This is a genomic window from Qipengyuania intermedia, from assembly GCF_019711615.1.
Classification (GTDB): Bacteria; Pseudomonadota; Alphaproteobacteria; order Sphingomonadales; family Sphingomonadaceae; genus Qipengyuania; species Qipengyuania intermedia.
The window spans coordinates 544,049-563,733 of record NZ_JAIGNS010000001.1 but is presented as its reverse complement, the minus strand read 5'-3'; the positions used below and the strand labels follow the sequence as shown (position 1 = coordinate 563,733).

21 protein-coding genes are annotated in these 19,685 nt (G+C 63.9%); 9 read left to right on the top strand and 12 right to left on the bottom strand.

Translation table 11 applies throughout. The features are described from left to right. Positions 1-39: 39 nt before the first annotated feature. Positions 40-1,383: an MATE family efflux transporter gene (locus tag K3179_RS02805; protein WP_221562369.1), complete on the bottom strand. Its 1,344-nt coding sequence runs from the start codon at positions 1,381-1,383 to the stop codon at positions 40-42. Positions 1,384-1,505: 122 nt separating this feature from the next. On the opposite strand from K3179_RS02805, the gene K3179_RS02800 reads away from it, so the two are divergent. Genes K3179_RS02800 through K3179_RS02790 form a run of 3 tightly spaced genes read left to right on the top strand, consistent with a single transcriptional unit; the run spans position 1,506 to position 3,067 of the window. Beyond that, on the top strand, positions 1,506-2,270 hold the full coding sequence (locus K3179_RS02800; protein ID WP_160594268.1) for a class II aldolase/adducin family protein: 765 nt from the start codon (positions 1,506-1,508) through the stop codon (positions 2,268-2,270). Beyond that, positions 2,270-2,482 carry a hypothetical protein gene (locus tag K3179_RS02795; RefSeq protein ID WP_160594269.1) on the top strand — a complete coding sequence of 71 codons (213 nt, stop codon included), beginning with the start codon at positions 2,270-2,272 and terminating at the stop codon, positions 2,480-2,482. Before K3179_RS02800 ends, K3179_RS02795 begins: the two co-directional genes overlap by 1 nt. 12 nt (positions 2,483-2,494) lie before the next feature. Beyond that, on the top strand, positions 2,495-3,067 hold the full coding sequence (locus K3179_RS02790) for a (2Fe-2S)-binding protein (protein ID WP_221562368.1): 573 nt from the start codon (positions 2,495-2,497) through the stop codon (positions 3,065-3,067). A gap of 193 nt (positions 3,068-3,260) precedes the next feature. Here the strand turns inward: K3179_RS02790 and K3179_RS02785 are convergent, their stop codons facing one another. Next, complete coding sequence (locus K3179_RS02785) at positions 3,261-5,375, bottom strand: TonB-dependent receptor (RefSeq protein WP_221562367.1); 2,115 nt, start codon at positions 5,373-5,375, stop codon at positions 3,261-3,263. A gap of 173 nt (positions 5,376-5,548) precedes the next feature. Here K3179_RS02785 and arsC point away from each other — a divergent pair, with 173 nt between their 5' ends. Continuing rightward, positions 5,549-5,893 (top strand): arsenate reductase (glutaredoxin), encoded by a 345-nt coding sequence (gene arsC, locus K3179_RS02780; RefSeq protein WP_221562366.1) that lies wholly within the window; start codon positions 5,549-5,551, stop codon positions 5,891-5,893. Here the strand turns inward: arsC and K3179_RS02775 are convergent. Next, on the bottom strand, positions 5,890-7,242 hold the full coding sequence (locus K3179_RS02775; RefSeq protein WP_221562365.1) for an MFS transporter: 1,353 nt from the start codon (positions 7,240-7,242) through the stop codon (positions 5,890-5,892). The genes arsC and K3179_RS02775 overlap by 4 nt on opposite strands. Positions 7,243-7,339: 97 nt before the next feature. On the opposite strand from K3179_RS02775, the gene K3179_RS02770 reads away from it, so the two are divergent. Next, a complete protein-coding gene (locus K3179_RS02770; RefSeq protein WP_221562364.1) occupies positions 7,340-7,975 on the top strand; it encodes a class I SAM-dependent methyltransferase in 636 nt (211 codons plus the stop codon). On the opposite strand, the gene K3179_RS02765 is transcribed toward K3179_RS02770, so the two are convergent. Further along, a complete protein-coding gene (locus K3179_RS02765) occupies positions 7,972-8,799 on the bottom strand; it encodes a glycerophosphoryl diester phosphodiesterase membrane domain-containing protein (protein WP_221562363.1) in 828 nt (275 codons plus the stop codon). The two genes, K3179_RS02770 and K3179_RS02765, sit on opposite strands and share 4 nt — an antisense overlap. A gap of 57 nt (positions 8,800-8,856) precedes the next feature. On the opposite strand from K3179_RS02765, the gene lipB reads away from it, so the two are divergent. Further along, a complete protein-coding gene (lipB, locus tag K3179_RS02760) occupies positions 8,857-9,528 on the top strand; it encodes a lipoyl(octanoyl) transferase LipB (RefSeq protein WP_221562362.1) in 672 nt (223 codons plus the stop codon). Then, positions 9,525-9,851, top strand: a complete 327-nt coding sequence (locus K3179_RS02755; protein ID WP_221562361.1) for a hypothetical protein — start codon at positions 9,525-9,527, stop codon at positions 9,849-9,851. The genes lipB and K3179_RS02755 overlap by 4 nt, the downstream gene beginning before the upstream one ends. On the opposite strand, the gene K3179_RS02750 is transcribed toward K3179_RS02755, so the two are convergent. Continuing rightward, complete coding sequence (locus K3179_RS02750; protein ID WP_221562360.1) at positions 9,848-10,723, bottom strand: HpcH/HpaI aldolase/citrate lyase family protein; 876 nt, start codon at positions 10,721-10,723, stop codon at positions 9,848-9,850. The two genes, K3179_RS02755 and K3179_RS02750, sit on opposite strands and share 4 nt — an antisense overlap. Before the next feature lie 45 nt (positions 10,724-10,768). After that, a complete protein-coding gene (locus tag K3179_RS02745; RefSeq protein ID WP_221562359.1) occupies positions 10,769-11,881 on the bottom strand; it encodes an alkene reductase in 1,113 nt (370 codons plus the stop codon). Between the two features lie 56 nt (positions 11,882-11,937). Between K3179_RS02745 and K3179_RS02740 the strand changes: the two genes are divergently transcribed. Further along, complete coding sequence (locus K3179_RS02740) at positions 11,938-12,855, top strand: DMT family transporter (protein ID WP_221562358.1); 918 nt, start codon at positions 11,938-11,940, stop codon at positions 12,853-12,855. 3 nt (positions 12,856-12,858) lie between these two features. On the opposite strand, the gene K3179_RS02735 is transcribed toward K3179_RS02740, so the two are convergent. The 5 genes from K3179_RS02735 to K3179_RS02715 all read right to left on the bottom strand — a co-directional run bounded on the left by K3179_RS02735 (position 12,859) and on the right by K3179_RS02715 (position 17,688). Further along, a complete protein-coding gene (locus K3179_RS02735; protein WP_221562357.1) occupies positions 12,859-14,175 on the bottom strand; it encodes a DUF2254 domain-containing protein in 1,317 nt (438 codons plus the stop codon). 34 nt (positions 14,176-14,209) lie between these two features. Then, positions 14,210-15,196 (bottom strand): quinolinate synthase NadA, encoded by a 987-nt coding sequence (gene nadA, locus K3179_RS02730; protein WP_221562356.1) that lies wholly within the window; start codon positions 15,194-15,196, stop codon positions 14,210-14,212. A gap of 74 nt (positions 15,197-15,270) precedes the next feature. Beyond that, the gene (locus K3179_RS02725) at positions 15,271-16,050 is read right to left on the bottom strand and encodes a hypothetical protein (protein ID WP_221562355.1); all 780 of its coding nucleotides are present in this window, start codon (positions 16,048-16,050) and stop codon (positions 15,271-15,273) included. 85 nt (positions 16,051-16,135) lie between these two features. Then, positions 16,136-16,786, bottom strand: coding sequence for a DUF4230 domain-containing protein (locus tag K3179_RS02720; protein ID WP_345721880.1), 651 nt, complete (start codon positions 16,784-16,786; stop codon positions 16,136-16,138). An 11-nt stretch (positions 16,787-16,797) separates the two neighbouring features. After that, entirely contained in the window at positions 16,798-17,688 is an 891-nt protein-coding gene (locus K3179_RS02715) for an MBL fold metallo-hydrolase (RefSeq protein ID WP_221562353.1), read from the bottom strand. Positions 17,689-17,750: 62 nt separating this feature from the next. On the opposite strand from K3179_RS02715, the gene K3179_RS02710 reads away from it, so the two are divergent. After that, positions 17,751-19,214 (top strand): glycerol kinase, encoded by a 1,464-nt coding sequence (locus K3179_RS02710; protein WP_221562352.1) that lies wholly within the window; start codon positions 17,751-17,753, stop codon positions 19,212-19,214. On the opposite strand, the gene K3179_RS02705 is transcribed toward K3179_RS02710, so the two are convergent. Next, positions 19,215-19,676: a DUF1465 family protein gene (locus K3179_RS02705; protein WP_221562351.1), complete on the bottom strand. Its 462-nt coding sequence runs from the start codon at positions 19,674-19,676 to the stop codon at positions 19,215-19,217. It lies immediately after the preceding gene. Positions 19,677-19,685 lie beyond the last annotated feature (9 nt).

Below are 19,685 nucleotides of genomic sequence, written 5' to 3'. Positions count from 1 at the left end.
CTATGGACGATGATGGTTAACGTTTGGTTGGGATTGCCCCTACCTCTCGGGACCGTTCCTCAAAACGCGCCATACGATCAGGGATGCGAGGGCCCCTCCGGCGATGTTGGCGACCAGTTCCGCCCCGTAGATCGCTTCGGCACCCATGGCGGATCGCAGCAGCCAGCCGAAGGGCAGCATGACGAGGAAGACGCGGGCTGCGCTCTGCGCCAGGGCGAGCCCGGCGCGGTCCACGGCGTTGAGCGCGCCATTCGCCACGATCAGCAGTCCGAAGCCCGCATAGCCCCAGACCGCGATCTCCAGATAGCTTTCGAATTCGGCCACCACATCGGGGTCGTCGGTGAAGAATTGCGCGAACCAACCGCCTGTGAAGTAGAGCAGGATCGCCATCGCCAATCCGTACGCTACGCAGAAACCCGCGGAATAAAGCATGGCAGCGCGCGAGCGGTCGGGCTGTCCCGCACCCCAGTTCTGGCCGACGATCGCACCGATCGATCCCGACAGGGCGAGCAGGGGAACGGTGGCAAAGCTCTGCAGCCTGCCTGCAGCACCGAAGCCTGCAACCGCAGCTTCCCCCTGGCTGGCGAGAAGGGCCGTGAGGACCGAAAGGCCGATCGGGTTGATGGCATTGGAAAAAGCGGCGGGTCCGGCAACGCTGATGATCGCGCGGCTGCTCTCGCCCAGGTTGCAGCGCCGGATCGAAGCCGGATTGATATGCAGTTGTGCGCTCTTGATCAGGTAGAGCGCGACCAGGATCGCGATCGCGAAGCCGGCGATGGAGGCATAGGCGGCCCCCGCTATCCCGAAGCCTGCAAATCCGAATGCGCCGGTAATCAGGATCGGGTCGAGAATCCAGTTGGCGACCGAGTAGGTGATCGAAACGTAACTGGTCTTTCGCGCTTCACCCTGTCCGCGCAGCACCCCGTTGAGGCCCATCTGCAGCAGCAACACCGGGAGCCCCAGCGAATAGGGCTGCATGTAGGCGCGGATCAGCGGCAAGAGCGCATCGCTTGCCTGCATAAGCCGGAAAAGCGGGTCGAGCAGCAGGAACAGCGCCAGTCCCATCACAACGCCCACGACGAGCGCGAAGACCGCGCCGAAATTGGCACGCCGTTCCGCACGCTCGACATCGCCCTCGCCCAGCGCACGGGCGATCACGGAATTGATCCCGACCATCACCCCGACGCCAAGGCTCGAAAGCGCAATGGTGATCGGGAAGATAAAGCTGACCGCAGCAAGTTCCTGCGAGCCCAGCTGGCCGATGAAGTAGGCATCGATGAGCCCGACCGACATGATCGCCGCCACCCCGATGATCATCGGCGCGGTTTGCCCGACGAGATGGCCCGCAATGCTACCGCGCGTCAGTTTGGCCGTCTCGCTCATTACGCGGCAGCGCTAGCGGGGCGGGGCGCGCAAGGGAAGCGCTCAATTGCGCAGCATAGCTTGCCCGGGAGGGGCCCTCCATGCGATAGAGGTTGCAATAAGAGACCCAAGGAGAGCACGCCATGGCAACGCAGATGAAGCCCAAGTTCGAATGCAGCGAAGCGGAATGGAAAGTCCGGCAGGATCTGGCGGCCTGCTATCGCATTTTCGATCACCTCGGCTGGGGCGAGAGCATCTATAACCACATCTCCGTTGCCGTGCCGGGAGAGAAGGACACGTTCCTCATCAATCCCTTCGGACTGCTCTACGATGAAGTGACCGCCTCGAACCTCGTCAAGATCGATGTCGAGGGCAACAATGTGGGCCAGTCGCAATACATGGTGAACAAGGCCGGCTTCACCCAGCACGCCCATTTCCACAAGCATCTGGGCGAGAAAGCCACCGCGATCTGCCATGTCCACACCACGGCCACCATGGCGGTATGCAGCCACAAGGACGGGCTGGTCCCGACCAATTTCTATGCCTGCAATTTCCAGGGCCAGATCGGCTATCACGACTTCGAGGGCGTGACCGTGCGCGCAGAAGAGGGTGACCGCCTGGTCGAGAATCTCGGCAATCACTCGATCCTGATGCTGCGCAACCACGGCCCGGTGGTGATGGACAAGACCATTCCCGGCATGTTCGTGAAGATGTGGGCGCTCCAGCGTGCCTGCGAAATCCAGGTCGCGACTCTTTCGCAGGGTGAGGCCAACGTGATTTCGCAGGAAGTCGTCGACGTTCACCAGCGCGACCTCGCCGTCATGGCCAGCCAGGGCGGCGCCGGCGTCCTCGATTTCGAGGCATGGAAGCGCCGCGTATCCAAGATCGACGACAGCTGGCAGAGCTGATGGCGGCAGGAAAGACCTGCCCGAAATGCGAAGGGCGGATGGAAGAGGGCTTCACCGTCGATCGCGGTTACGGAGAGGCCCACGTGCCCGGCTGGCACAAGGGCGCCCCTGACAAGAGGTGGTGGGGGCTCAAGGTCGACAAGAAGAGCCTGCTCGCTATTGAGAGCTGGCGCTGCAATCGTTGCGGCTATCTCGAACACTACGCCCGATAGGCTCCGCTACCCATGTCACGCATGACTGTGAACGACCGTCCGGTCGAATTCCTGATGGACGACGATACGCCCTTGCTGTGGGCCTTGCGTGACGCGGCCAACCTCACCGGCACCAAATACGGATGCGGCACGGGCGATTGCGGATCGTGCATGGTCCATATCGACGGCGAACCGCTGCGCTCCTGCCTCGTGACCATCGGCGAAGCGGAGGGACGCTTCGTCACCACGATCGAGGGGCTTAGCGGCGACCGCTCGCATCCCGTGCAACAGGCACTGGTGGCGGAGCAGGCAATCCAGTGCGGGTTCTGCACGCCGGGCATCGTCATGGCGGCCGCTGCCCTCATCGACCGCAACCCCGGCGCGTCGGAAGCCGACATCAAGGCGGCCGTGCCCAATCTTTGCCGCTGCGGTGTCTACCCCCGACTGGTGAATGCCATCCAGCGAGCGGGGCGCGTCGCGCGCCGGCAGGAACGGATCAGCGCCGCCCCTGCGCCGGGCATCAGCAGCGAAGACGCCGCGCGCGAAGTCCCTGCGCTTTCCGCACCCCCGGAAGAAAACGGGCGGGCCGAGCCTGAGACCAGGTGACAAAGGCGACACCGTGTCGCCTTCGATGGGTCACTTCAACATATTGAAATAGAACGAAAAAACTATCGCCTCCCTGTCCCGGGCCAGGGTGACACCTCGTTCCGCAAACGCTTGATCGACCAGGAGAAAGTGCGACTTTCCCCCTGCGCGATAGTGCGCGTGTAGGAAAGTCGCTCTCTATGCGGGCAGTGCCCTAGATCTCGAAGCGGACGCCGATGCGCGCGCTGAAGGGATCGGCGGGCTGGATGTTGTTGTTGCCGTGCGCGCTCGGATAATAATCCTCGTCGAACAGGTTTTCGATGTTGAGCTGCACGCTCAGCCTGTCGCTGACGGTGTAGTATGCGGCGGCATCGACGCGCCAGTAGCTGGGCAGGACGACTGTGTTGGAGAAGCTCGCGAACTGGTCCGACTGGTGGATCACGCCGAAGCCGAAGCCCAGCTGCTCGGTCACGTCGAAGCGGTTCCATGCGCTGATCGAGTGCTTGGGCAATTGCTGCAGGCGCTGCCCCGCATCGCCGAAAGCATTGTCGTTCAGCAATTCGCCGTCGAGATAGGTGTAACCCAGATTGGCTTTCCAGAAGTCCGCGATCTCGCCGACCGCGCTGAATTCGAAGCCTTCGATACGGCTTTCGCCAGCAAGGACGGTAAGCGTCGGATCGGTGGGCGAGGGGGCCTGGATATTGGTCCGTTCGAGGCGGAAGAGCGCCGCGCTCAGCAGGACCTTGTCGAGCGGGGCCCATTTTGCGCCGAGTTCGTAATTGGTGAACTTCTCCGGCTCGAACTGCGCATCGCCCTGCGACAGGATGAAGAACTGGTCGCCTGCCTGGGGCAGGAAGCTTTCCGAATAGGAGGCATAGAGCGACAGGTCCGGCGTCGGCTTCACGATCAGGCCGAGGCGCGGGCTGAACTTCTCATCGACACGGTCGCCGGGCTGTCCATTGAGCACGTTCACGGTTTCGAGGTCGAAGCGGTCCCAGCGAACGCCCGCCACCAGCTCGAGATACTCGCCGATTTCGAGCTGTTCCTGGATGTAGAAGGAGAGCGTTTCGAGATCGCTGTCGCGCGAGCGGGAGACCGGATCGAGCTGGAAGGGAGGAATGAACAGGACGTCGGTCAGTGGCGTCTCGTTCGGCTGCAGCGCGTCGGGATCGCTCGCATCGACCGCGCGGGTGAAGGAGACGTTCTGGCGCTGGTTGGCCGAATCCTGGCGACCCGCTTCCATGCCGAAGAGCAGGGTGGAGGCGAGGTTGGCGCCGAAATCCGCTTCCCAGACGAGGTTCGCCTGGCCGATCCAGTTGGTGCGCTGCTGCGCATCGAGATAGCCGCCGAGCGTCACGGTCTCGCCATCGGTGCCCGAGGGAACGATGTTGGAGTAGACCTTGTCGTAATCGGCGAACTGGACCGTGGCATTGGCGGTGAGGCCGCTGTTGAAGTCGTGTTCGAGGCGGACGCGGCCGATATGCACGTCGACATCGGAGCGGTTGAAACCGGCATCGCCGAAGAAGGTGCTGTCGAAACCGGTCAGCGGACCATTGCCGAGCGATGGCACGCCGCGGTCGGTGACCCGCTCGTCATTGTCGTAGGTGTAGCTGGCGATCAGCGTCGTGTCCGCGCCGAGGGCCGCGGTCAGCGTCGGCGATACGCCGATGAAGCGGCCTTCAAAGAAATCGCGATCGTTGTCGAATTCCTCGTAGGTCGCGTTGAGGCGCAGCGCGACGTCGTTCGACACGGCCTGGTTCACGTCGGCCAGCAGGGCAAATGCACCGAAGGTGTCGACGGAAGCTTCGCCGCTGGTGAAGACATCGCCCAGTTCTGCGCGCTTGGCCACGCGGTTGATCGCGCCGCCGCCTGCACCGCGCCCGAAGATGAGCGCATTGGCGCCTTTCAGCACCTCGACGCGGTCGATATTGTAGAGCGAGCGATAATACTGCGCATCGTCGCGCAACCCGTCGATGTAAAAGTCCGCCGTAGTTTCCTGGCCGCGGATGAACACTTCGTCGCGGTGGCCTTCGCCGGTTTCCATGCTGATGCCCGGGACATAGCGCAGCGCGTCGTTCAGCTGGCGGATCGACTGGTCTTCCAGCTGGTCTTCGGTGATGAAGGAAACCGCCTGCGGCACGTCGATCAGCGGGGTCGGCGTCTTGGTTGCCGTGGAGCCGTCGTCATTGTCGTAGCCGTCGGCGCGGTCACCCGTGACGACGATGTCGGTGGGCAGGTAATCGCGCTCGGGCTGCGCTTCTTCCGCTGCATAGGCCGGCGCGGCGAGTGCAGTGGTTGCGGCAAGCAGGGTGAGGGTGGTCGGTTTCATGCAAAGCTTTCTGTTCTTGCGATTGATTCTCAATTCGTTGACGCCCTGCTATTGAGAGCTATTCGCATTAGCAACCGCTAATCACGCAATATGCGATGAAAAAATCGCAAGCCTGCCTTTCACTGATCGCATCAGGCGATTAGATGCGGCACCAACCAATCAGGAGATCACCCATGAAAGCGACCATCTGGCACAACCCGAAGTGCGGAACCTCGCGCAAGACGCTGGCCATCCTGGAGAACCTGTCGGGGGTTGAGGTGGAAGTGATCGAATATCTCAAGACGCCGCCCAGCGCCGACAAGCTGGCCCAGCTTTACAGGGATGCAGGCATTTCTCCTGCGGAGGGCCTGCGCAAGCGTGGCACTGACGCCGAAGAGCGCGGCCTGCCGGACGCATCGGACGAAGCCGTGCTGGAAGCGATGGCGGCAGAACCGATCCTGATCGAACGGCCGCTGGTGGAAACGGACAAGGGCGTTCGCCTTTGCCGCCCGCAGGACAAGATCCTCGAGATTCTCTAGGCGCGCTCGCGCGTCAGCTTGCTGTCGCGCTGCAGGCTGAACCAGCCGTAGACGAAGACGATCGCGCACAGCGCGACGATCAGGCCGAAGCCGAGCCAGTCGGAATGGCCATAGAGCCATACGCCCAGCGCAGGCGCGTAGATATAGCTGGCACCCGCGACCGAGGCGGTCACGCCGCCCGCCTGGCCCTGCTCCGCACGGGTCACGGCGAGCGATGTGCCCGATGTCGATCCCGGCCTGAATAGCCCGAAGCCGAGGGAGGCGATCGCAAAGCTGAGCGCGATCGAGTGGATATCGTCGGCAACGCCCAGCATCGCCACGCCGAACCCTGCGACCGCAATGCCCGACAGCGTCGCGCCGCGCGGCCCCAGGTTGAGGCGCGGGATCAGGCCCCATTGTGCGAGCAGGGTGGCAATCGCACCCGCCATGAGCACAAGGCCGACCGGCCCGGTGCCTTCGGCGGGCGTATCCCTGAGGCCGAGCCGGTCGAGCACCAGGAAGCCTGCAATGCCGAGCACCATGGCCTGTGCATGCCCGCCCAGCAGGCCCACGGTCACCCAAGGGCGCAGGCGCGGTTCGAACCAGCGCAATTTGTGCGGTTCGACCTCTTCCTCGTCCTCGTCCTCGTCGTCGAGGTCTGCGGAATGCGAGGCACCCGCATAGGGCGCGTCATAGGCGCTGCCCCTCGCCGGGAACTGGGGCTCGTCGTTCGGCAGCCTCAGGCGCAAGGCCATGAGCGTAATGATACCGATCAGCGCGAAAATGATGAAAGGCCCGGTCAACCCGACGAAGGGCAGGACCATCAGCGGGGCAAGCGCAGGGCCGATGACCGTCCCCAGTCCGAAACTGGAAGCGATCAGCGACAGCGCCTGCGTCCTTTGCGCGCGGGGTGTGCGGCTGGCGACATAGGCCTGCACGGCCGGGGGCGCCGCGCTGCCGAACCCGCCGTAAAGGCTGCGCGCGGCGGCAAAGGCCATGAGGGCTGCCGTCCCACTCAGCAGGCCGATCAGGCCGAACCACAGGGCAAGACCGCATAGCGCCATCGACACGATGAACCCGATCATGCCCAGCGCCATCATCGCCTTGCGGCCCCGGCGGTCGGATCGATCAGCCCAGAACGGCGCGCACACGACCCACAGGAGGGCCGACCAGCTGTAAGCCAGGCTGATCCACACATCGTCTATCTCGAGCGCCGTGCCGATGGAGGGCATGACCGACTGCATGGCGGTATTGCCCGCAGCCGTCGTCAGCATCACGGCGAAGAGCAGTGCCATACGCTCGCGCGAGATCGGCTTTCGCGCCTTGGCGGCAGGTGACGTCACGGCGTCGGAAGGATCGGCATCTGCCATAGGTCATGCGGGCTACGCCGAGCCGCTCTCCCTTGCAATGGCCAAGCGCGCCTGCCACAGCAAGTGCTTGTCTTTCCGATAAGTGAAGGGGCCGGACTTGACCGGACGCAACAGTGTCGGAGCGCTCGAAAGACGCTCTTTAAAACAGAAAGCTTCGCGGTTTTTCGGCCAGTGGGGCGTCTTCTTCCGGGGGTTTCTCGAACATCCCAAGATGGTGGGTTCGATCATCCCGTCCTCGCGTTTCACCATCGAAAAGATGCTCGGCCCGGTCAAATGGGAAGAGTGCAAGCTCTTCGTCGAATATGGTCCGGGCGTGGGGACGTTCTGCCAGGCCGTGCTCGACCGCCTGCCGCGCGACGGCTCGCTGATCGTGATCGACACCAACCCGCTGTATATCGATTACCTGCGCAAGCACTTCGTGGACAGCCGCTTCACCGCGGTTCACGGATCGGCAGCCGATGTGGAGGAGATCGTGAAGGCGCACGGCCACGACCATGCCGATTACGTGCTTTCCGGCCTGCCGTTTTCGACCCTGCCTGCGGGCGTGGGCCCTGCGATTGCCGAGGCCACCTATCGCGTCATCCGTCCCGGCGGCGCGTTCCTCGTCTACCAGTTCTCGGCCAAGGCGCGCGATTACATGGCGCCGCATTTCCAGCGAATCGAGCGCGGGTTCGAAGCGCTCAACGTGCTGCCCTGCCAGCTCTTCTGGGGCTGGAAAGAACCCAGGGGTTAGGCTTCGAGGCGCTCGTCCGCCGCGGACAGGCGCGAGAGCTGCGCGTGGATGGCGGCAAAGATGCTGACCATGAAGACCGACGACAGCGCATCGACCACGCCCGCGAATAGCGCCGTCCCGAAGCTGACCGTTTCCGCACCCCCGAAAGAGAAGACCAGGCCGACGATCCAGCCTGCGATCAGGAACAGGATGAAAGCGGCAACCGCCAGCAGCAGATAGAAGCCCAGCAGGCGAAACGAATTGCCCTTCGTCAGCCTCCACGACCGGCGCAGGGCGGCGACGGGATTACGCTCCCCCTCAAGGCCGATGACCGCCGTGGTCAGCGAGAACTTGATCATCAGGTAGATGACGAGCGGGATCATCACCAGGCCGCCGACCAGGGCGATCGGTGCGAGGCCGGCCATCGCAGGTAATGCCACAAGCAGGATATAGGGCACCGTCAGGGCGAGCACCTGCAATACATATGCACCCACGAAGCTCGGCAACAAACCGGCCGCCGTGCCCAGCGCCTCGCCAACCGTGGGAGAGGCGCGGCGGCGCATGAAGGCGAACATCGCCAGCTGCGCCAGGCTGGTCAGCAGGAAGACGATAAGGAACAGCCACCAGTATTGGGCAACGAGCGTTTCTATGGCCGCTTGCAACTGATCCATGTCGGGCTGTGCCGAGCCACCGCCTGCAATTTCCAGGCTGGCGTCGGGAAAGAGGATCGCGGCGAATGCGGAAGGCAGGAAGATCAGGACACCCGCGATCGTCGCCAGCAGCCCGAAATTGCTGCGGATCAATGCAAGCGCCTCGCTCCAGCCCTTGTCGAAGTCGAATTTCATCGCGTTACCCTCTCTTTCCCACTTGATAAGCGCAGCGGGCATCGCCACGCAATCACGATGGACGATTTGCTCACCGATAGCGTGGAATGGCGCGCCGAAAAGGCGCAGGTTCCCTATCGCGACGCGCTCGAGCAGATGGAAAGCCGCAACCGGGCGATTGCCGAGGGCGAGGCCCGCGAACTCTTGTGGATGCTCGAGCACCCGCCGGTCTACACCGCCGGTACCAGTGCCGACGGGGCCGAACTGCTCGACCCCAGGTTCGAAGTGGTCGAGGCGGGGCGCGGCGGCCGCTATACCTATCACGGGCCCGGACAACGGATCGGCTACGTCATGCTCGACCTCAGGGAACGGGGACGCGACGTGCGGTGCTTCGTCCACTCGCTGGAAGGCTGGGTGATCGCAACGCTGGGCGACCTTGGCGTCGAATGCTGGCGCTCCGAAGGGCGGATCGGTATCTGGACGCGCGATATCGACGGGCGGGAGGCGAAGATCGGCGCCATCGGCGTGCGCGTCAGGCGATGGGTCACGATGCACGGTTTTTCGGTCAATCTCGATCCCGACCTGTCCCATTTTGCCGGCATCGTCCCGTGCGGGATCGACGAATTCGGGGTGACAAGCATGGCGCGGCTGGGCCATGCCGTCTCGCCCGAAGCCTTTGACGAGGCACTCAAGCGGCGGGCGGGAGACTTCCTCGCCGCATTGTCTGGAAAGGAATGTGCGCTGCCATGAACCGTATTGCGATGATTGCCGCAGGCGCGCTGCTGCTCGCCGGCTGCCAGGACGAGGCGGCCGAGGTCGCTGCCGATGACGGGGGCCAGACGGCCGAAGGCGAAGTGCTGGGCGGCACCATCAGCGACGACATGCTGCCGCTTGCCACGCAGACTTCGCAAGCGCCGCCCTTGAGGCAGGAGACCGGCGACGATTCGCCCTCGGCCTCATCCGGTAGCGATGCGGCCGAGCCAGCGAGCGATAGCGAGAGCGAGGCAAGCCCTGCCGCACCCGCAGAGCCCGCTGCTTCGGCCGAGGATGCCGGGACCGACGACGAAGCCTAGCTCTCCCCGAGCAGGGCCTTGGCGCGCGCCAGGTCCGCCTGGCCCACATAACGGCCACGAAACGGCAGCACTTCGGCCCCGGGATTGAGCGAGAACAGGCCGATCACTTCGCGCGCTTCCGCCGTTTCATCGGGGGAAGGCAGGAACGCCTTGTTGATCGGGTCCACCTGGGATGGATGGACTGCGATCATTCCGGTGAAACCATCGGCACGCGCGGCCTTGATCGCGCGCTCGGCGCCTTCGGCATCGCGTGTGTCGCGGAAACCCGCTTCGATTGCCTGCAAACCGCGCGCGTGGGCTGCCAGAAGGACCTGCGCCCGGACATGGGCCAGCGGGTCGATCCACAGTCCGCCCGGCCCCCGCATCCTGCGCGCACCGATCGTGCGGGCGAGGGACGCGGCATCCCAGCCATAGCCGACGATGCGCGGATGAAGTTCGCTTGCGAAAGCGGCGAGGCCCAGCGCGGCGGCCGGGCTTCCGCCAAGTTCGGGCACGATACGGATCGAATTGCTGCGCAATCCGGCCTTCGCCTCGCCCTCGTAGAGCATGGCCGCGAACTGCTGGATATCCTCGCTGCTCGAACAGCCCGCCAGTACGATGCCGTCGGGCGCACCTTCCAGCGCGGCGTCGAGGTCGTCGCGCCATTGGGGCGTGGAGACCGGGCCGACGCGCGCCCACCGTTCGAACCGGCGGGCGGCAACCAGTTGCTCGCGATGCGAGACCAGCCAGTCGCGCGCAGCAAGGCGGCTGTGCTGCTTGGCATCGGTATTGGCAGCACGGGCCAGGTCGATGACCACGACGTCCGCGCCGCAGCCTGCAACCTGGCCCAGGGCCTTTTCCTTGTCCGCCGGGACGTGGATCCACGAGCGCATACGACAACCCTCCTTAGCGGGCGACACGCGCCGGGACGGTGCGAATCACTCTGCCGGAGTGTGCTCCTGTTTGGTTAGCATGGGGTAATCGATGTATCCTTCGGGCCCCGGAAGGTACCAGCTTTGCGGCACGTTTACATTGGGTTGCAGGTTTGCGCCCAGGCGGAAACGCTCCGGCAGGTCGGGGTTGGAGATGAAATCGCGGCCCCAGCTTACGGCATCGCAGCGACCGGCCTCGATGTCGGCTACCGCATCTTCGGGCGTGTAATCGCTGTTCAGGATCAGCGGCCCCGAATAGATCTGGCGGATCAGCGGGCTTTGCTTGGGCACGTCGGTGCTGCCGAATGTGCCTTCCGGCCCCGGCTCGCGCAATTCGAGGAAGGCGAGGCCGAGTTCTTCGACCACCTTCGCGGCGGCGCCGAAGGTCGCGGGCGGATCGCTATCGTCGCAGCCTTGCGTTTCGCCGTTGGGCGACAAGCGCACGCCGACGCGGTCGGCGCCCCACACGTCGATCAGGGCAGTCAGCACTTCGCGCAGGAAACGCGTGCGGTTTTCCGGGCTGCCGCCATATTCGTCTTCGCGCTGGTTGGTGCTGTCGCGCAGGAATTGGTCGACCAGATAGCCGTTCGCACCATGGAGCTGGACGCCGTCGAACCCGGCTTTCTTCGCATTCTCGGCAGCGTGCCGGTAGTCTTCGACGACACGCGCGATCTCGTCCGTGCCGAGCGCGCGGGCAGGCCGGTAATCCTTGCGGCCCTCGAAAGTATGGGCATGGCCGGGAGCGCAGGTGGCGCTGGCCGAGACGGGCGGTTCGCCGCCCAGGAAATCGGGATGGACGAGGCGTCCCATGTGCCACAGCTGCAATACGATCGTGCCGCCTTCTTCGTGCACGGCCTGCGTCACGGGCTTCCAGCCTTCGACCTGTTCATCGCTCCAGATACCGGGAGCGGCAGGCCAGCCGAGCCCTTCCACGCTGATGCCGGTCGCTTCGGAAATGATCAGGCCGGCCCCCGCGCGCTGGCGGTAATAGGTCGCCATCATCTCGTTCGGGATGGAGCCGGGCTGCGTCGAACGGCCGCGGGTGAGCGGGGCCATGTAGACGCGGTTCTTCGTTTCGATGGCGCCGAGAGCGAGCGGTTCGAACAGCTTTGCATGCATGTTGGACAAGTCCTTTTTTGCTGACTTCCTTGTGACAGGAGAGCTAGGGGGCCGGGATGAGCGAAACAAGCGCCCCGGCCGACAAGAATGGCTTTCAGCCCGGCGCATGGCACTTCGTTGCACTGCTTGCTGGAAATTTCGCGCTGGCCCTCGGTCCATGGCTGGTGAGGCTGGCGGATACGGGGCCCGTCTCGTCGGCCTTCTGGCGCCTGCTCCTGCCGATCCCCCCTCTGGCGTTTCTCGCCTGGCGTAGCCGGTCACCCGAACCCCTGGACAAGAGGCTTGCCCTGCTTGCTGTCGCCGCCGGCGTGTTTTTCGCTCTCGACCTTGCCAGCTGGCACGTGGGGATCGAACGGACCCGGCTCGGCAATGCGGTCCTGTTCGGAAATTCCGGCAGCGTGATCCTGATGATCTGGGGATTGCTTGCCCTGCGCCGGACACCCTCGCGCCGCGAGTTTTCGGGGGTGGCTATGGCTCTGCTGGGCTCTGCGATCCTGCTGGGCCGCAGCCTCGAGATTTCGCAGGAGAGCTTCGTCGGCGACCTTTTCTGCCTCGCGGCAGGACTGTTTTATGCCTTTTATCTCCTGCCTGCACAGAGCGCGAGAACTGCACTCGGTCAATGGAGCGTGCTCTTGCTGGTCTCGCTGGCCGCCTCGCCGATCCTGCTGTCGATCGCACTGGCGAGTGGCGAGCCGATCTGGCCTGGCGAAGCAGGCTGGCGGCCGGTCGTCCTGCTGGCGCTGTCTAGCCAGATCGTCGGGCAGGGCCTTCTCGTTTTCTCGCTTCGCCATTTCCCGCCGCTGATCATCGGCATGGCGCTGCTGCTGCAGCCGGCCATCGGCGCGACGATCGGCTGGGCCGTGTTCGGAGAAATGCTCACCCCGCTGGATGTCGCAGGCATGGCGCTGGTGGGAACGGCCCTAGTCATCGCCCGCAGCGCGGCAGGCAAGGTCAAGGTCCCGCGAACGCGCTGACGCTTACCAGAACGTGCGTTTGAATTCGCTGTGGTGCTTTTCGAACCGTTCGAGGTCCGGGCCGACAAGGCTTAGCTTCACTTGTTCCGCCAGCTTTTCCGCTTCGGCCTTGAGGCTGGCCTGGCGGCCTTCGTGCCTGAGCGGGGTCGCCGCATTGGCGAGGGTGTCGAGCATTACTTCGGCCGCAATAGGCGAGGTCGCTACGGCACTGCGGATCGCGCCGAAACCGCGCTTCACGTAGTGATCGAACCCGTCGGGGGCGGGGATCACGGGGCAATCTTCCGCGTCTTCGGCGCACACGTTCTTGCGCAGGTCCCGGCGGCCCACCTCCGCCGTGGCTGCGCCCAGCCAATGGAGCGCCGTAATTGCGGTGAAGGGATCGTTGATCCCGGGCGAGAGCGCGCGTAGCCCGATTTCCACCAGCTCGTCGATCAGGAACTGGGGGTCCTGTTCCGGCGTGCGCGTCGCCCCGAGCGTGAAACATTCGCGCACGCGGTCCTCGATTTTCTCCGGCTTGCAGCCCTTGATGCAGATCAGTTCCATTTCGCGGTGGACGAAGTCACCGGTCCGCACGACCAGCGAGAATGTGCACCCGCAATCCCGCGCGATTTTTTCGAGATCCTCGAAATCGATGAGCTGCACGTAGCCGGTGCCCCAGGCGGTAATCGGATCGCCGCCTTCGGGCTGGCGCGCATCGGCGAATTCGTTTTCGACCGGATATGTCTCGCGGATGGCGTCGAGAAGTCGGTTGCCGATCCCTTCGAGTACCTTGTTGATGCGGATGCTCGAGGGAATGTGGTTGAGGAAGAAAACAAGGACCGCGACACACAGGCCGAGCAGAACGTAAGCGACGAGCAGCGATAGCTGCGGCGTGAAACCGGGCAGCGCAGTGGTCGTGGCATCGCTGATCGTGGCGGGCGTCTCGTCTTCGGCGCGAACGGCGCGAAGTACGAGAAGGGAATAGACGAAGCTGCCGATAAAGGTCGCAAGGCTCAGCTGGTTGCCGCGATCTTCCATGAAGTTCGTCAGCAGCCGTGGCCCGTAATTGCCGCTGGCATAGGCGACAGCCGCGATCGTGATCGAGAACACCGTCGAAGCGACGCCGATCATGCTGCCTGCCATGACGGTGAGCATGTCCGCCGCGCCCTTGGGCCGGGCGGGGACGAGCCAGTTCACGTCATTGAGGAACTCGGCGAAACCGGAGCGATCCAGCCACACCATCGCAAAGGCCAGGAGAGCGGCCAGGATCGAGAATAGCGCCGGATAGAACCAATAGTTGGCGTTGAGGCGCGCCCAGAAAAAGCGGATTTCAGCGGTCATGCAGGGCTAAACGCGCATGACCGCTCTCGGTGCCTCATACTTTGCCCAGATCGCCCTTGCCGATCGTGCCGCTGGCCATTTCGAGCATCTTGTCGAGGCTTTGCTTGGCCTTGAGGCGCAGACCTTCCTCGATCTCAATCCGCGGTTCCAGATCGCGCAGGCAGGCGTACATCTTCTCCATGGTGTTGAGCGCCATGTAGGGGCAGATGTTGCAGCTGCAGTTGCCGTCTGCGCCTGGTGCGCCGATGAAGGTCTTTTCTGGCAGGGCCTTTTCCATCTGGTGGATGATGTGCGGTTCGGTCGCCACGATCAGCGTATCGCCCTCGAAAGTCTTGGCGAACTGCAGGATGCCGCTGGTCGAGCCGACATAATCGGCATGGTCGATGATGGTCGGCGGGCATTCGGGATGCGCGGCGACGGGTGCATCGGGGTGCTGGGCCTTGAGCTTGAGCAGTTCTGTCTCGCTGAAAGCCTCGTGCACGATGCAGACACCCGGCCACAGCAGCATTTCGCGGTTGAACTTGCGGCTCATATAGCCGCCGAGGTGACGGTCGGGGCCGAAGATGATCTTCTGGTCTTCGGGGATCTGGCTGATGATCGTTTCAGCGCTGGAGCTGGTGACGATCACGTCCGACAGCGCTTTCACCTCGGTCGAGCAGTTGATGTAGGTCAGCGCGATGTGGTCCGGATGAGCTTCGCGGAAAGCCTTGAACTTTTCGGGCGGGCAGCTGTCCTCGAGGCTGCACCCGGCGTCCATGTCGGGCAGGACGACGATCTTTTCGGGGCTGAGGATCTTGGCCGTATCAGCCATGAACTTTACCCCGCAGAACACGATGACGTCGGCATCGGTTTCCGCCGCCTTGCGCGACAATTCCAGGCTGTCGCCCACGAAATCGGCGATGTCCTGGATATCCGCGGTCTGGTAGTAATGCGCCAGAATGATCGCATTCTTCTCCTTGCGGAGGCGATCGATTTCGCTGAGCAGGTCTTCCCCGGTCGGCAGGCTGGTTTCGGCAGTCATAATCTGTCCCGTCTGATGCGTTTGATGCGCTTATAGACAGAATGGCTGGCGAGGCGAGGGGGTTCCGCGAAGTGCTACATCGTGAAGCCGGGCGGCAGGAATGCCTCCATCGGGCGCTCTGCACCCGGCGTTCCCGCCACGACCCAATCGGTAATCGCATATCCGAGCGGCGAGTAGGCGAGCAGCATCGAGGCGACGAAGACGCCGGCGTAAGTGCCGAGGCCCCACCAGTAAGCAGGATGGACGCGGCCGAGCTTGCGCTTGTCGGCGATCATGCCGATCACGGGAAAGATCATCGTGACGATGGTAGTGATGGTCCACGCATTGGGGATCATCAGCGGCAAGGGAAGCAGGCGTCCGACACCCGGCCCGAGCAGGATGGCCATGGAACACAGCATAAGGCGTCGGTGCCAGCCGGTGTAGCGTTGCCGCAACAAGGCCCAGAACGCGAGAAAGCCGAAGCACCAGACCAGCGCGAGGTTGCTGATGAGGAACTCGTTCACGTCGAAGAAGAAGGGGCCGCCGGTCCGCTGCGCGACGACGATCATGATAAGAGATCCTGCAGCCAGCATGACCGGAAGCAGGAGATAGGCGAATTTGCCGAGCTTGCGATGCAGTGCCCAATTGCCCGACGATGCCGTGAAGTGCTGGGCGAGATAAAGCCCGATCCACGACATGAAGATGATGCCGTGAACGTGATAGGCCCAGGGCACGTTGAAGCTGGACCGGCCCATCGCGAGATTGAGCGAGAAGCCTGCGACGATGATCGTCGACATGACGACCGCCATGATGGTGAAAAATCGGGTCTCGCCCCGAATAGCGCCCGTTCCCGAATGCGCGGCAGTCGATGCCATGGTCGTTCCCTCCCCCAAGTTCACGCGACCACTTGTATTTATCGTTATGGCCGCGAAAGCTATCGGGGGAGCGAAGGGCCGTCAATCAGTCCGCTGGTGTTTCCCCGTCGAAACGAACATTGACGGTGATATCCTCGTAGCCTGCGACCTGCAGCGGAATGGCGAGGTTCTGGCGCACGGCTTCCTTTGCCGCACCGCGTGCCATGGCGAGAACCTGCGGGTTCTTGGCGAACTCCGCAGCCTTGCGTTCGGCCTGGCGCGAATTGTTGCGGGCAAGATCGCTGCTCGCGTCGCGGCTGACGTACGCGCCCTCGGTGAAGGTGGTCTGCGATCCTTCGTCGAGGTTGGGGCGCGAAATCTTGAGCGCAGGCAGGATCACGTCGAGCGTATCGCTGGCCTCGTCCCATTCGAAGCGGTCGCGGTCCATGCGCGACAGGTCGAGACGGTATTCGACCGTTGCCGGGATGACTGCCGCCTGCCTGCTTTCGAGCAGGTCGACGCCGAGAACGCCGCGCTTGTCGACGCTTTCCGCCACGACTTCGAAGCGCGAGGAGAAAACGGTCAGCGAGTTCTGCTTCTCGAACGCGAGCATGGCGCTGGCGACCGGGTCGCCTTCTTCCTGGTGGAAAAACGCGCGCCAGCCCAGCCAGGCGCAGGCAGCGATCAGAAGAATTACGATGAGCCACGGAACCGCCTGCACCCGCGCGAGCGATTGCTCCTTACGCGGCTTAGCCACGGTGCCGGTTCCTAGGGTGTCTGCGTGCTTGGTGTCGTTTGCCATACCTCTCCAGAACGCTGGACCAGTCCCCGGCGTTCCAGATCGATGAGGTGGGCAGTCACCGACATCTTCGCCGCGCCATGCAGGCGTGCATCCAGGCCCTTGTACATCCTGGGCACGAAATCTTTCGCTTCCAGCGGACCGTCCTGCAAATGGCGCAGGATCTGGTTCTCGCGCTGCCGGCGATGGCCGATCATCCCGCGAACCATCTGGCGGGGCTTTTCGATCGCCTCGCCATGCGCGGGATAATAGACCCGGTCCTCGCGGGCATAGAGTTTCTCGAGGCTGGCCATGTAGTCAGCCATGTCCCCGTCGGGCGGCACGACGACGCTGGTCGACCAGCCCATTACATGGTCGCCGGTAAACAGCGCGCCACTTTCTTCCAGCGCGAAGCACAGGTGGTTCGACACGTGGCCGGGCGTTGCCACTGCGCGCAAGGTCCAGCCGGGGCCGGTCATCGCTTCTCCATCGGCCAGCACGCGGTCGGGCTCGTAAGTCCGGTCGAAAGACGCGTCGGCACGCGGGCCGCTATCGTCGAGCACCAGCGGGGCGCATCCGACGATGGGCGCGCCCGTACGCGCGGCAAGGGGACGCGCGGCAGGCGAGTGGTCGCGGTGCGTATGCGTGCACATGATCGCGCAGACGTGCTCGTCACCGATGGCCGCATCTAGCGCGAGGAGGTGTTCGGGATCGTCCGGGCCCGGATCGATGACCGCACAGCCGCCGCCGATGCCCACGACATAGGACTGCGTGCCCGTATAGGTATAGGGCGAAGGGTTGGGGGCCAGCACGCGCCGCACCAGCGGTTCGAGCTGCTGCGCTTCGCCCGTGGGCCATGGTTTGGGAGGAGGACCTGCCATGGGGTTGCATATGGGGGAGGTGGCGGTTCATGTCACCATCTGCCGGTGAAGAGGGAGAAATCATGGCCGAGTGCATTCTTGTTCTCGATGCGGGAACGACGTCCACCAGGGCGATGGTGTTCGACAGGCAGGGCGGGCTGGAGGCGGTATGTCAGGCCGAACTGACGCAGCACTATCCGCGCCCGGGCTGGGTCGAACACGATGCGGCAGAAATCTGGGAGAAGACGCTTGGCTGCACGCGCGAAGCGGTGGGCGAGGACGCAGGACGGATTGCGGCCATCGGCATCACCAACCAGCGCGAAACGGTTGTCGCCTGGGACCGGAACAGCGGCGAACCGCTGGCACGCGCGATCGTCTGGCAGGATCGCCGGACCTCCGGGTTCTGCGCGAAGCTGAAGGATGCAGGGCACGAACCAATGGTCCAGCAGCGCACCGGCCTGCTGCTCGACCCCTATTTTTCGGGCACGAAGATGCGTTGGATGCTCGACAATGACGAGGCGGTGAAGGCCGCGCACGATAAGGGCACGCTCGCCTTTGGCACGGTGGAAAGCTGGCTGGTCTTCAAGCTGTCGGGCGGAACGCATGTTTCTGATGCCAGCAACGCCAGCCGGACGCTGCTGCTCGCGCTCGATGGCGAGCAGTTCGACGAGGGTTTGTGCGAGCTGTTCGGCGTTCCGCGCGAAAGCCTGCCGCAGGTCGTCGACACGCATGGCGACCTGGCCGTCGCGACGGACGAGTGGCTGGGGCAGGCTGTCCCCATCACCGGTCTCGTGGGTGACCAGCAGTCTGCGACGATCGGGCAGGGCTGTCTCTCGTTCGGCGAAACCAAGGCAACCTACGGGACGGGAGCCTTCGTCCTTACCAACAAGGGCAGCGACATTCCCCGTTCGGACCACCGCCTTCTCGGCACGGTCCTGCACCAGTCGGGCGGCCAGCGTACCTATGCAATCGAGGGCGCCTGTTTCGTGGCGGGTAGCCTGATCAAATACCTGCGCGACGAACTGGGCCTGATCGAAAGTGCCGCGCAGACGGAAGAATTGGCACGGTCCATCGAGGATAGTGGCGAAGTGGTGATCGTGCCTGCGCTTGCCGGGCTTGGCGCGCCGCACTGGATGCCCGAGGCGCGGGGCGTCATTTCGGGCCTCAGCTTTGCCAGCGGCAAGGCGCAGATCGCGCGCGCTGCACTGGAGGCGATGGCGCACCAGACGCATGACCTCGCGCAGGCATTCGCGGCCGACGGCGCGCCATGGGCGAGCCTCAGGATCGACGGCGGGATGAGCGCCAACAACTGGATGGCGCAGGATCTCGCCGACATTCTCGATATCGAGGTCGAGCGGCCGGAATTCGTGGAGACAACCGCGCTAGGGGCTGCGGTGTGTGCTGCGGTGGGGGCAGGGCTATATCCCTCCCTCGAAGCGGCGGCGGCGCAAATGCGCGGCAAGGCCGATACGTTCACGCCCTCGATGGATGCAAATGTGCGCGAAGCCCGGCTTGCGCGCTATGCCAAGGCACTCTCGGCGACCTGATCAGCCCGCGTCGAAAGCGTCGGCAATCCGGCCCTGCAGGCTGCCGACCGGATCGTCATTCGCAGGCTCGCGCGAGCGCTGCTCGCTATCGAGCCGTGCTACGCGGCTGTGAAGGCGCTCGGTATCGCGGACGAGCGAGCGCACCTTCAAGGGCAGAAGCGCCATGTTGCGCGGATCCGAGGGGCGTTCTTCGCCCAGCGACCCGTGCTTCTTCAATTGTTCGCGGCTCAGCTCGCCGGAAAAGAACGCGCGCTGGTTGAGCAGCCAAGCGAGGGAATTCATCACCCGCGTGGTCGTGCGAAGTCCCTCGATCGACATCGCGATACGCACTTCATTGGCCGCCAGTGCCGGGTCCTGCGTATCGTGCAGGTCGAACGCGGAGCGGGCCTCGTCGGCCAGAAGCAGCGCTTCGGCATACAGCTCTTCGACGATCTGTTCGTTAATGGCGGTGGATGCGATCATATGTTCGGC

What these genes read in the sequence shown, in the direction of transcription:
- K3179_RS02750 (WP_221562360.1), bottom strand. Translation starts at nt 10,723, where the DNA reads ATGCGCTCGTGGATCCACGTCCCGGCGGACAAGGAAAAGGCCCTGGGC.
- K3179_RS02705 (WP_221562351.1), bottom strand. Translation starts at nt 19,676, where the DNA reads ATGATCGCATCCACCGCCATTAACGAACAGATCGTCGAAGAGCTGTAT.
- K3179_RS02765 (WP_221562363.1), bottom strand. Translation starts at nt 8,799, where the DNA reads ATGAAATTCGACTTCGACAAGGGCTGGAGCGAGGCGCTTGCATTGATC.
- K3179_RS02735 (WP_221562357.1), bottom strand. Translation starts at nt 14,175, where the DNA reads ATGACCGCTGAAATCCGCTTTTTCTGGGCGCGCCTCAACGCCAACTAT.
- K3179_RS02745 (WP_221562359.1), bottom strand. Translation starts at nt 11,881, where the DNA reads ATGCATGCAAAGCTGTTCGAACCGCTCGCTCTCGGCGCCATCGAAACG.
- K3179_RS02725 (WP_221562355.1), bottom strand. Translation starts at nt 16,050, where the DNA reads ATGGCATCGACTGCCGCGCATTCGGGAACGGGCGCTATTCGGGGCGAG.
- K3179_RS02715 (WP_221562353.1), bottom strand. Translation starts at nt 17,688, where the DNA reads ATGGCAGGTCCTCCTCCCAAACCATGGCCCACGGGCGAAGCGCAGCAG.
- arsC (WP_221562366.1), top strand. Translation starts at nt 5,549, where the DNA reads ATGAAAGCGACCATCTGGCACAACCCGAAGTGCGGAACCTCGCGCAAG.
- nadA (WP_221562356.1), bottom strand. Translation starts at nt 15,196, where the DNA reads ATGACTGCCGAAACCAGCCTGCCGACCGGGGAAGACCTGCTCAGCGAA.
- K3179_RS02785 (WP_221562367.1), bottom strand. Translation starts at nt 5,375, where the DNA reads ATGAAACCGACCACCCTCACCCTGCTTGCCGCAACCACTGCACTCGCC.
- lipB (WP_221562362.1), top strand. Translation starts at nt 8,857, where the DNA reads ATGGACGATTTGCTCACCGATAGCGTGGAATGGCGCGCCGAAAAGGCG.
- K3179_RS02740 (WP_221562358.1), top strand. Translation starts at nt 11,938, where the DNA reads ATGAGCGAAACAAGCGCCCCGGCCGACAAGAATGGCTTTCAGCCCGGC.
- K3179_RS02775 (WP_221562365.1), bottom strand. Translation starts at nt 7,242, where the DNA reads ATGGCAGATGCCGATCCTTCCGACGCCGTGACGTCACCTGCCGCCAAG.
- K3179_RS02790 (WP_221562368.1), top strand. Translation starts at nt 2,495, where the DNA reads ATGTCACGCATGACTGTGAACGACCGTCCGGTCGAATTCCTGATGGAC.
- K3179_RS02755 (WP_221562361.1), top strand. Translation starts at nt 9,525, where the DNA reads ATGAACCGTATTGCGATGATTGCCGCAGGCGCGCTGCTGCTCGCCGGC.
- K3179_RS02800 (WP_160594268.1), top strand. Translation starts at nt 1,506, where the DNA reads ATGGCAACGCAGATGAAGCCCAAGTTCGAATGCAGCGAAGCGGAATGG.
- K3179_RS02795 (WP_160594269.1), top strand. Translation starts at nt 2,270, where the DNA reads ATGGCGGCAGGAAAGACCTGCCCGAAATGCGAAGGGCGGATGGAAGAG.
- K3179_RS02805 (WP_221562369.1), bottom strand. Translation starts at nt 1,383, where the DNA reads ATGAGCGAGACGGCCAAACTGACGCGCGGTAGCATTGCGGGCCATCTC.
- K3179_RS02710 (WP_221562352.1), top strand. Translation starts at nt 17,751, where the DNA reads ATGGCCGAGTGCATTCTTGTTCTCGATGCGGGAACGACGTCCACCAGG.